Source organism: Microbacterium sp. P2_F9 (genome assembly GCF_056403635.1).
The window spans coordinates 1-10,429 of sequence record NZ_JBFUFC010000135.1; the positions used below are offsets into that span (position 1 = coordinate 1).

10 protein-coding genes are annotated in these 10,429 nt (G+C 71.3%); 6 read left to right on the top strand and 4 right to left on the bottom strand.

From position 1 onward, the window contains the following. The 4 genes from AC1DVT_RS13785 to AC1DVT_RS13800 all read left to right on the top strand — a co-directional run. Window positions 1–867 (top strand): DUF445 domain-containing protein (locus AC1DVT_RS13785; protein WP_477389624.1); only part of this gene is annotated, 867 nt, incomplete at its 5' end. 48 nt (window positions 868–915) lie between these two features. Continuing rightward, on the top strand, window positions 916–1,263 hold the full coding sequence (locus AC1DVT_RS13790) for a gamma-glutamylcyclotransferase family protein (protein WP_457099394.1): 348 nt from the start codon (window positions 916–918) through the stop codon (window positions 1,261–1,263). After that, window positions 1,263–2,156 carry an agmatinase family protein gene (locus tag AC1DVT_RS13795; RefSeq protein ID WP_477389630.1) on the top strand — a complete coding sequence of 298 codons (894 nt, stop codon included), beginning with the start codon at window positions 1,263–1,265 and terminating at the stop codon, window positions 2,154–2,156. The genes AC1DVT_RS13790 and AC1DVT_RS13795 overlap by 1 nt, the downstream gene beginning before the upstream one ends. Further along, window positions 2,153–2,620, top strand: a complete 468-nt coding sequence (locus AC1DVT_RS13800; RefSeq protein ID WP_457099393.1) for a SixA phosphatase family protein — start codon at window positions 2,153–2,155, stop codon at window positions 2,618–2,620. The genes AC1DVT_RS13795 and AC1DVT_RS13800 overlap by 4 nt, the downstream gene beginning before the upstream one ends. A gap of 13 nt (window positions 2,621–2,633) precedes the next feature. Here AC1DVT_RS13800 and hutI read toward each other — a convergent pair whose 3' ends face one another. Genes hutI through hutH form a run of 3 tightly spaced genes read right to left on the bottom strand, consistent with a single transcriptional unit; the run spans window position 2,634 to window position 7,092 of the window. Beyond that, complete coding sequence (gene hutI, locus AC1DVT_RS13805) at window positions 2,634–3,821, bottom strand: imidazolonepropionase (protein WP_477389625.1); 1,188 nt, start codon at window positions 3,819–3,821, stop codon at window positions 2,634–2,636. Continuing rightward, complete coding sequence (gene hutU, locus AC1DVT_RS13810; protein WP_477389626.1) at window positions 3,818–5,512, bottom strand: urocanate hydratase; 1,695 nt, start codon at window positions 5,510–5,512, stop codon at window positions 3,818–3,820. The genes hutI and hutU overlap by 4 nt, the downstream gene beginning before the upstream one ends. Continuing rightward, window positions 5,509–7,092, bottom strand: coding sequence for a histidine ammonia-lyase (gene hutH, locus AC1DVT_RS13815; protein WP_477389627.1), 1,584 nt, complete (start codon window positions 7,090–7,092; stop codon window positions 5,509–5,511). The genes hutU and hutH overlap by 4 nt, the downstream gene beginning before the upstream one ends. Window positions 7,093–7,144: 52 nt before the next feature. Between hutH and AC1DVT_RS13820 the strand changes: the two genes are divergently transcribed. Then, window positions 7,145–7,939, top strand: coding sequence for an IclR family transcriptional regulator (locus AC1DVT_RS13820; protein WP_477389631.1), 795 nt, complete (start codon window positions 7,145–7,147; stop codon window positions 7,937–7,939). 9 nt (window positions 7,940–7,948) lie between these two features. Here the strand turns inward: AC1DVT_RS13820 and AC1DVT_RS13825 are convergent, their stop codons facing one another. Further along, on the bottom strand, window positions 7,949–8,950 hold the full coding sequence (locus AC1DVT_RS13825; RefSeq protein ID WP_477389628.1) for a LacI family DNA-binding transcriptional regulator: 1,002 nt from the start codon (window positions 8,948–8,950) through the stop codon (window positions 7,949–7,951). Window positions 8,951–9,144: 194 nt separating this feature from the next. Between AC1DVT_RS13825 and AC1DVT_RS13830 the strand changes: the two genes are divergently transcribed. Then, window positions 9,145–10,401 carry a sugar ABC transporter substrate-binding protein gene (locus AC1DVT_RS13830; RefSeq protein ID WP_477389629.1) on the top strand — a complete coding sequence of 419 codons (1,257 nt, stop codon included), beginning with the start codon at window positions 9,145–9,147 and terminating at the stop codon, window positions 10,399–10,401. The last annotated feature ends 28 nt before the right edge of the window (window positions 10,402–10,429 follow it).

A 10,429-nucleotide genomic window follows, 5' to 3' on the forward strand; every position in this document is an offset into this window, starting at 1 on the left:
GAGCGGGTCGAGCGGGTCGGAGCCGAGGCATCCGTCATGGCGTCCGGCATCCTGCGCGCGCTCAGCGACGACGACGTCAGCGACGTGATCGAGCAGCTCGCCCGCGAACATCTCATCGCGCCGGAGTGGGGACCCCCGCTCGGCACCTGGCTCGTTCGCATCATCGACGCGCGCGCGCATCACTCCGCCGTCGATCTCGCCGCCGACAGCATCGCGAACTGGCTCGCCGCCAATCACGCCGCGTTCATCGGGCTCGTGTCGCGTCGGCTCCCGCAGTGGGTGCCGTCGATCGCCCACCGGCTGGTCGACGACACCGCCTACAACGAGGCGGTCCGCTTCATCGAGGCGGTGCGGGCGGATCCGGAGCATCCCGCCCGCCACGCCGTCGACGGCTACCTCGCGAAGCTCGCCGAGAACCTGCAGCACGACCCCGCGACCATCGGCGGCCTCGAAGACGCCAAGGTCGCGGTCTTCGACAGCCCACGGGTGCGCGAGCTCGCCGCCGAGGCCTGGAACGGCGCGAAGACCGGCCTGATCGCCTCGCTGGCCGACCCGCAGAGCACGCTGCGCCGGCGGATCGTCGAGGCGCTCCGCGAGATCGGCGAGCGTCTGACGACCGATGCGGCGCTCCAGCACCGCGTGGATCTCTGGGTCACCGACTCGGCTGTCTTCCTCGTGGATCGGTACCGCCACGACATCGCGTCGATCATCACGGAGACGGTCGAGCGCTGGGATCCCCAGGAGACGACGGAGAAGATCGAGCTCATGGTCGGGCGCGACCTGCAGTACATCCGCCTCAACGGCACGATCGTCGGCGCCCTGGCGGGGCTCGTCATCTTCGCGATCGCCCAGGCCCTGTTGGGCTGACTCAGGATTGGACGTTCGCTGGGCGGCCACGAGCGCTACCCTGTGCACATGTCCGATCGTCCGGATCAGCTCCTCTTCACCTACGGGACGCTCCAGACCCCGGAGGTGCAGCTCGAGACGTTCGGGCGCCTGATCGACGGCGAAGACGACATCCTCCCCGGTCACACGGTCGACTACATCGAGATTGATGACCCCAGGCTGCTCGACACCTCCGGCCCGACCGTGCAGCCGATTGTCCGCGCGACCGGCAGTCCACGCGACAAGGTCACCGGCGTGGTGCTGATGGTCACCGAGGATGAGCTGGAAGCGGCCGACGAGTACGAGGACGCCCTGTACACCCGTGGCGCCGTGACCCTGGCGAGTGGCCGCGTCGCGTGGGTCTACTTGTCGGCGTGATGGCCCTCTCCCACGATCCCCTCTGGCCGCGCGCGGGCGACTGGCCGTCGTCCGATGACGTTCCAGGGCGGGTGGATGCCGCGATCCTGGGCGTTCCGGCGTGGCGCACGTCCCTGTCCCCGACCGGTGCGCACGCCACGCCCACGGCAGTCCGCGAGGCGCTGCGCCGCTTCAGCCCGACCCTGCTGGGCGCATCGCCGGTCGATCTGAACGACGTGCTCGCGATCGTCGATGCGGGGGACGTGGTGGAGCCGGACGGGCCGGAGGGCGAGGCATCCGTCCGCTATCGCGTGGGTGAGCTGCGTGCCCGGGCGGAGTTCGTGACCGCGCTGGGCGGGGACAACTCCGCCACCTACGCGGTGGCGCAGGGGATGGATGCCGCGGGCCTGATCACCCTGGACGCCCACTTCGATCTGCGCGACGGCATCTCGAACGGGTCGCCCGTGCGGCGTCTCGTCGAAGGCGGGCTCGATCCGCGCCGGATCGTGCAGGTCGGGATCGCCGACTTCGCCAACTCCGCGGCCTACGCCAGGCGCGCCGCCGAGCTCGGGATCACCGTGATCACCCTCGACGATGTGCGTCGCCGCGGGGTCGCCGAGGTCATGGCCGAAGCGCTCGAAGTCGCGGGATCCGGTCCCGGCGCGGTGCACCTCGACATCGACGTCGACGTGTGCGACCGCGCCGTCGCGCCCGGCTGCCCCGCATCGGTGCCTGGTGGCCTCGCGGCCTGGGAGCTGCGCGCCCTCGTGCGGGGCGCGGCATCCGATCCCAGGGTGCGAAGCGCCGATATCGTCGAAGTCGACGCAACCGCGGACACGCCGGACGGACGCACCGTCCGCCTCGCCGCGCTGTGCGTGCTGGAACTCCTCGCCGGAAGGGCGGTGCTGTCATGACCGGACTCGTGCTCGTGCGCCACGCGAAGTCGGACTGGGGCGACGACTCGCTCGACGATCACGACCGCCCGCTCGGCAGCCGGGGGCTGCGCGATGCGCCGGTGATGGCCGAACGACTGCGGGACTCCGGGTTCCGCGTGGATGCGATCCTCTCGAGCACCGCCCTGCGGGCACGCACCACGGCCGCGTACTTCGCCGCAGCGCTCGGGCTCGAGGTGCAGGAGCAGGAGCGCCTGTACGGCGCCCCGGCGTCGCAGCTGCTGCGGGCGGCCGCGGAGAGCGGCGTGGGCTCGGTCATGGTCGTCGCCCACGATCCGGGCATGTCCGTGCTCGCCGGGCAGCTGTCGGGTGAGATCGCGCACATGCCGACGTGCGCCGTGGCGACCTTCACCTGGGCCGTCGACGATTGGGATGTCGCGACCGCCGTCGACCCGGACACCTGGACGTTCGACGCCCCACGCTGAGCGTCTGCGGGCGTCAGAGGGCGACGCCGTCCTTCCAGACCTTCGCCACGAGCGGGACACCTGGGCGATAGGCGAGGTGGGTTCTGCTCGGGGCGTCGAGGAGGACGAGATCGGCGCGCATGCCCGGGGCGATCGCGCCCACATCGCTGCGGCGCAGGGCGCGCGCTCCCCCGGCCGTCGCCGCCCACACCGCCTCCGCGGTGGTCATTCCCATCTCGCGCACGGCCAGCGCCACCATGAGCGGCATGGAGCTGGTGAAACTCGACCCGGGGTTGCAGTCGCTCGCGAGAGCGACGGTGACCCCGGCATCGAGCAGCCGGCGCGCGTCGGGATACGGCTGACGGGTGGAGAACTCGACGCCGGGCAGCAGCGTCGCGACGGTGTCGGAGCCCGCCAGCGCGGCGACGTCGTCGTCGTCGAGGTAGGTGCAGTGATCGACGGATGCCGCGCGCACCGCGACCGCGAGCCGCACCCCCTTCCCCGGCCCGAGCTGGTTGCCGTGCACCCGGGGAAGGAGGCCCTGCACGATGCCCGCCGTCAGGATCCGCAGGGACTCGTCGGGCGTGAAGGCGCCGCGTTCGCAAAAGACGTCGATCCAGCGGGCATGCGGCACGCAGGCCGCGAGCATCTGGCCGCAGACGAGGTCGACGTACTCCTCGCGGCGATCCGCGAACTCGGCGGGCACGACGTGCGCGCCGAGGTAGGTGACCTCGGTGGTCACTTCGCGGGCCAGGCGGGCGAGTCGCTCCTCGTCGTGCACCGTGAGGCCGTACCCGGTCTTCACCTCGAACGTCGTCGTGCCCTGGGCGCGCAGCTCGGCCACGAGTCGGGCCAGCCGGCGGCGCAGTTCCTCGTCTGTGGCGGCGCGGGTCGCGGCGACCGTTCGCCGTATGCCGCCGGCGGCATACGGCGTGCCGGCCATCCGCGCCTCGAACTCGTCGGCACGGTCCCCCGCGAAGACGAGGTGCGTGTGGCTGTCCACGAAACCGGGGATGACGGCCCGGCCGCCGGCGTCCACGACCGCGGGCCCACCGATTCGGGGGGCCTCCGCCGCCGGGCCGACCCAGACGATGCGCGTGCCGTCGACGAGGATCGCGGCATCCGTCATCGTGCCGCACGGATCCCCGTCGGTGCCTGAGCCTGTCGAAGGGCCGGCGTTCGTCGTCAGCTCGCCGATGTTCGTGATCAGGGTCGCGCTCACAGCATCGGCACCTTCAGGCCACGCTCGCGCGCGACGTCCTTGGCCCGCTCGTAACCGGCATCGACATGGCGCATCACCCCGGTGCCGGGGTCGTTGGTGAGCACGCGCTCGAGCTTCTCGGCCGCGAGGGCCGTGCCGTCGGCGACCGTGACCTGTCCGGCGTGGATGCTGCGACCGATCCCGACGCCGCCACCGTGGTGGATCGACACCCACGAGGCCCCGCTCGCCGTGTTGAGCAGGGCGTTCAGGAGCGGCCAGTCGGCGATCGCGTCGGAGCCGTCGGCCATTGCCTCGGTCTCGCGGTAGGGCGAAGCGACCGAGCCGGCGTCGAGGTGGTCGCGGCCGATGACGATCGGCCCGGACAGCTCGCCGGAGGCCACCATCTCGTTGAACTTCAGGCCCGCGAGGTGCCGCTCTTTGTAGCCGAGCCAGCAGATCCGCGCGGGCAGCCCTTCGAAGTGGACCTTGTTCGCCGCCTGTTCGAGCCAGCGATGCAGGGCGGCGTCCTCGGGAAAGAGCTCCTTGACGGCTCGATCAGTCTTGGCGATGTCCTCCGGGTCGCCGGAGAGGGCGACCCAGCGGAACGGGCCCTTGCCCTCGGCGAAGAGCGGACGGATGTAGGCCGGGACGAACCCGGGGAAGGCAAAGGCCCGCTCGAAGCCACCGAGCTCCGCCTCGCGCCGGATGGAGTTTCCGTAGTCGAAGACGGCGGCCCCGGCATCCTGGAATCCCACCATCGCCGCGACCTGCTTCGCCATCGAACCCCGCGCCCGCGCGGTGAAGCCCTCAGGGTCGCGGTCTGACTCGGCGCGCCAATCCTCGAAGGCGATCCCCACCGGAAGGTAGGCCAGCGGGTCGTGCGCGCTGGTCTGATCGGTGACGATGTCGATGGGCACCCCGCGCAGCAGCAGGTCGCCGAATAGCTCGGCGGCGTTGCCGACGACACCGACGGAGAGGGCACGGCCTTCGTTCTTCGCCGCGACGGCCCGGGCGACGGCGTCGTCGAGGTCGGTCGTGTACTCGTCGAGGTAGCCGTGCTCCACGCGCCGAGCCAGCCGCGACTCGTCGACGTCGACGATGAGCACGGCTCCCCCGTTCATCGTGACGGCGAGCGGCTGCGCGCCGCCCATGCCGCCGCATCCGCCGGTCAACGTCAGGGTGCCGGCGAGCGACTCCCGTCCGAGCGACTTCGCCACGGCGGCGAACGTCTCGTACGTGCCCTGGAGGATGCCCTGCGTGCCGATGTAGATCCACGATCCGGCCGTCATCTGGCCGTACATCGTGAGGCCGAGCGCCTCGAGCCTGCGGAACTCCGGCCAGGTGGCCCAGTCCCCGACCAGGTTCGAGTTGGCGATGAGCACGCGGGGCGCCCACTCGTGCGTGCGGAACACGCCGACCGGCTTGCCGGACTGCACGAGGAGCGTCTCATCGGGCTCGAGCTCATCGAGGGTGCGCACGATCGCGTCGAAAGCCGCCCAGCTGCGCGCGGCCTTGCCGGTGCCGCCGTAGACGACGAGGTCTTCGGGGTGCTCGGCGACGTCGGGGTCGAGGTTGTTCATGAGCATGCGCTTGGCGGCTTCGGCGCCCCAGCTCTTGGCAGTGCGCTTGCTGCCGCGAGCCGCACGGACGACCCGGGCGGGTTTGGTGCCCTCGGTCACTGAGCCTGTCGACGTGGTGTCAGTGGTGGTCATCTCGGTGCTCCTTCGTAGGCGGCGCGTGCGACGGCACCCGAGCGGACGAGTTCCGCCACCGTCTCCATGTCGGGTGAGAGGAATCGGTCGGGTCCGGGTCCATCGACGACCGTCCGGACCAGGTCCCGCACCGCGCGGGTCGCGGGGCCCGGCTGCAGCGGCGCCCGCAGGTCGAGCGCCCGAGCGGCCGTGAGCACCTCGATCCCGAGCACGCGGGCGAGCCCGTCGACGCCGCGCCGCAGTTTGCGCGCGGCGGCCCAGCCCATCGACACGTGATCCTCCTGCATGGCCGACGACGGGATGGAGTCGACGGATGCCGGGACCGCGAGCCGCTTGAGCTCGGAGACGATCCCTGCCGCCGCGTACTGCGCGATCATCAGCCCGGAGTCGACGCCGACCTCGTGCGCGAGGAAAGGCGGCAGGCCGTGGCTGCGCGCGGGGTCCAGCGCGCGATCGGTGCGACGTTCCGAGATGGAGGCGACGTCCGCGAGGGCGATCGCGAGGAAGTCGAGGACGTACGCCACCGGTGCACCGTGGAAGTTGCCGTTTGACTCCACCCGGCCGTCGTCGGTGATGACGGGGTTGTCGACCGCCGACGAAAGCTCCCGGAACGCGATCGTGCGGGCGTACTCGACGGTGTCGCGCGCTGCGCCGTGCACCTGCGGCGAGCAGCGCAGGGAATACGCGTCCTGCACCCGGGTGCAGACCGCGGGGTCGCGGTGGCTCGCCATGATGTMCGAGTCCGCGAGGAGCGCCCGCAGGTTCGCCGMCGAGGCCGCCTGGCCGACCTGCGGCCGCAGCGCCATGAGGTCGGCGGCGAAGACGGCATCCGTCCCGAGCTGGCTCTCGATCGACATCGCGGCGGCGACGTCGGCCGTGTCGAGCAGCACCGACAGGTCGTGCAGGGCCAGCAGCAGCATCCCGAGCATGCCGTCGGTGCCGTTGATGAGGGCGAGGCCCTCCTTCTCGCGCAGTTCGAGCGGAGCGATGGATGCCGCGGCGAGCGCGTCCGCCGCCTCGACGAGCTTCCCGGTCCCTGAGCCTGTCGAAGGGGCGACGTGCACCTGCCCCTCGCCCATCGCGGCGAGCGCGACGTGCGACAGCGGCGCCAGGTCGCCCGAGCAGCCGAGCGAGCCGTATTCGCGCACGATCGGGGTGATGCCGGCGTTGAGCATCGCGGCGTAGGTCTCCACGACGATCGGGCGCACCCCGGTGTGCGCGGTCGCGAGCGTCTGCAGGCGCAGCAGCTGGAGCGCGCGCACGACTTCGCGCTCGACCTCGGCGCCGGTGCCGGCGGCATGCGAGCGGATGAGGCTCGCCTGCAGCTGGAGTCGGCGCTCGGGGGCGATGAAGGTGGTGGCGAGCGCGCCGAACCCGGTGGAGATGCCGTAATGCGGCTCGGGATCGTCGGCGAGTCCTTCGACGAGGGCCCGGGTGGCCGCGACGCGCACCATCGCGCCGGCGTCGAGTTCGACCCGCGCGTCGTGGCGGGCTACGGCGACGACGTCTTCGGGGCGCAGAGGTGCGGCTCCGACGACGACCGTGCCGAGGGCGCCCGCGGTTTCGATGAGGGTGGCCATGACCCGATTCCACACCCCGACGCTCGCGCGTGGGGGTCCTCCGTGGCATCCTGTGTCTGTGATCCCAGACAACGCGCCGCGGGCGGAGGTGCGCCCACAGGTTCCGGCCGCCGACCAGACACTGCGGATCCTCTCGCTCCTCGGTCACCAGCGCGGCCCGATCGCCGGGAGCACGATCGCGGCTCAGCTCGGCATCCCCCGTTCCACGGTGTACCACCTGCTCTCAGCCCTCGAGGAGCACGGGTTCGTGGTGCACCTCCCCGCCGAGCGGCGCTGGGGGCTCGGCACCGCGGCGTTCGAGCTGGCCGGAGGCTTCGCCCGGCAGCAGCCGCTCGCGCGACTCGGCCGACCGCTCATCGCCGCGCTCGCCGACCGCGCCGGGGAGAGCGCCCATCTGGCTGTGATGAGCGGCCGGGACGTCGTCTACATCGTCGAGGAGCGCGCCCCTCGGCGCCCCGCGCTCGTGACCGACGTCGGGGTGCGGCTGCCCGCGCACCTGACCGCGACCGGCCGGGCGATGCTCGCGGCGCTGCCGCGCGAGCAGGTCCGTGCGCTGTTCCCGGATGCCTCGGCCTTCGCCGACCGCACCGGCCGCGGTCCGCAGCGGCCCGGCGAGCTCCGCGAGCTGCTGCGATCGACGCGGGCGCGGGGCTTCGCGTCAGAGGACGGTGAAGTCACCCTCGGACTCTGCTCGGTGGGCGTCGCGGTGCGCGACCACAGCGGCTGGCCGATCGCGGCTCTGGCCGTCACGTACGCCGAAGACGCCGAAGCGGATGCCCCGGCCCTCGCGGCGCTGGTCGCGCCGGCCGCCGCAGAGCTCGCCCGCCGGATCGGCGGCGCGCGGTAGACAGGCGACTCAGCGCACGACGAGCCGCGGCGTCACCAGGACGTGCGCGAGGCCCAGAGGGTGCGGGGCGATCGCACTTCCGGTCGGCCCCATGAGCAGCTCCAGGGCGCCGGCAGCGACACTCTCGGGCAGCTGCTCCACACTGCTGATCCCGAGCGCCTCCGCGGCCGGGGTGTTGTCGAACCCGATCACGGGAAGCCGTGGCACGCCGGCCGCCACCGCTGCGAGGTGGACTCCGATCGCAAGCGAGTCGCTCGCGCACACGATCGCGTCGGCCTCGCCTGCGTCGAGTGCCGCCGCTGCCGCATCTCGGGCGACGCCGACATCGTCGACCGCCGTATATCGCGGGGCCGTCGACCCCGCCGCAGCCATCGCCTCCCGCCATCCGCGTTCCCGGTCATCCCCGGTTCCCGAACCGGCCGGCCAGCCGAGGAAGGCCACCCGGGCACCCGCGATCGACAGGGCGTGCTCGGTGGCGGCGCGCGTCCCGGCCGCGCCGTCGACGTCGACCCAGGCGTGCAGCGGCTCCGCGACGTCATCGGCGCCCCACGGCCGCCCGAACGACACGAACGGCAGCTTCCGCTCACTCAGCCAGCCGGTGCGCGGATCCCCGCGGAACGTCCCGGTGATGACGACCGCGTCGATCTCGGCGCTGTCGGACAGTTCCGCCAGGCGGCTGAGCTCTTCTGCGTCCGTCCGCGCCGTGTAGACGAGCATGCGCATGCCCCGCTCGCTCGCAAGCTGGGTCAGCGCGTGGATGAAGCGGTCGAGCACGACCCCGGAGATGCCGCCTGCGTATGGATCGAGATGGATGCCGATGGTCGAGCTCCGTCTGGTGCGCAGCATGCGAGCAGCAGCGTGCGGGCGGTAGCCGAGGGCCGCAATCGCGGTTTCGACGCGCTCACGGGTGGAGTCCTTGACGATCCCCGGCGTGTTGAGCACGTTGGAGACGGTCTGGCGGCTCACCCCGGCGGCCCGCGCGACGTCTTCGACGGTCGGTGATTTCGCCACGCGAATCCCTCCGTCGAGCCCCGCTGTGAACGTTCTGAACGCAATTCTAGGGCCCTGTCAACCACCTTGTTCGGTGCTGAGTGCCGTCGTAGCGTGACCGAGCGGCACGTCTTTGATCGTTCCAACTTTGCACCGCGAGCGATCACGGATGACCACGAGTCCGCCGCGGATCCGACTCATCGAAGGAGAGAGAAATGACACAGCACAAGAGGCGCGCACTTCTGGCAGCCGGCGCCGTCCTAGCCACCGCCGCACTTGCGCTCACGGGCTGCGGCGGCTCGGGATTCGACCAGCCCGCCGACACCGCCGGCTCAGGCGACCTGACGTCATCCGACGACGCGCTCACCCTGCTGATCGGATCGAGCGGCGAGGCCGAGACGGCCGCCGTCGAAGATGCGGTCGCCGCCTGGTCGAAGGACTCCGGGGTGGAAGCGACCGTCGAAGTCGCCAACGACATGAACCAGCAGCTGGCACAGGGCTTCGCAGCGGGTTCGCCGCCCGACCTGTTCTACCTCTCCCCCGACGCGATCGCCGGCTATGCCGGCAACGGATCGCTCAAGGCCTACGGTGACCAGCTCGGCAACAAGGACGACTTCTACCCCGCCCTCGTCGACAACTTCACGGTCGACGGCGACTTCTACTGCGCGCCCAAGGACTTCTCCACGCTCGCGCTCATCATCAACAACGACCTGTGGACAGCAGCCGGCCTGACCGACGCCGACCTCCCGACGACCTGGGAACAGCTGACTGATGTGAGCAAGAAGCTGACCGCCAATGGCGTGGTCGGGCTCGCGTTCGGCGGAGAGTATGCGCGCATCGGCGCGTTCATGGCCCAAGCGGGCGGCGGCCTCGTCGTCGACGGCAAGGCTGTGGCGAACAGCAAAGAGAACGTGGACGCCCTGACCTACGTCAAGGACGGCCTCAACGCCGGCAACTTCGCGTACGCGAAGGACGTCGGAGCGGGCTGGGGTGGCGAGGCCTTCGGCAAGCAGCTCGCCGCGATGGTCATCGAGGGCAACTGGATCGGCGGTGCGATGACCAACGACTACCCCGACGTCACCTACACGGTCGCCGAGCTCCCGGCCGGCCCCGGCGGACAGGGCACCCTGCAGTTCACCAACTGCTGGGGCATGGCCGCTGACAGCCCCAACCAGAAGGCCGCTCTCGACCTCGTGGAGTACCTGACCGCCACCGACCAGCAGCTCGCCTTCTCGAAGGCGTTCGGTCCGATGCCCTCGATCCAGTCTGCCGCCGAGCAGTGGAGCACCGAGAACCCCGACCTGGCGGCGTTCCTCACCGGGGCGGACTACGCGCAGTACCCGCCGACCGAGGCCGGCRCAAACGAAGTCATCGCAGACTTCAACGCGCAGCTCGAGGGCCTCAAGACCGGTGATCCCCAGGCGATCCTCGACTCGGTGCAGACGAACCTCGAGGCCGTGGTCGGCGGCTGAGATGACCGACCTGGTCAAGACCCCCTCC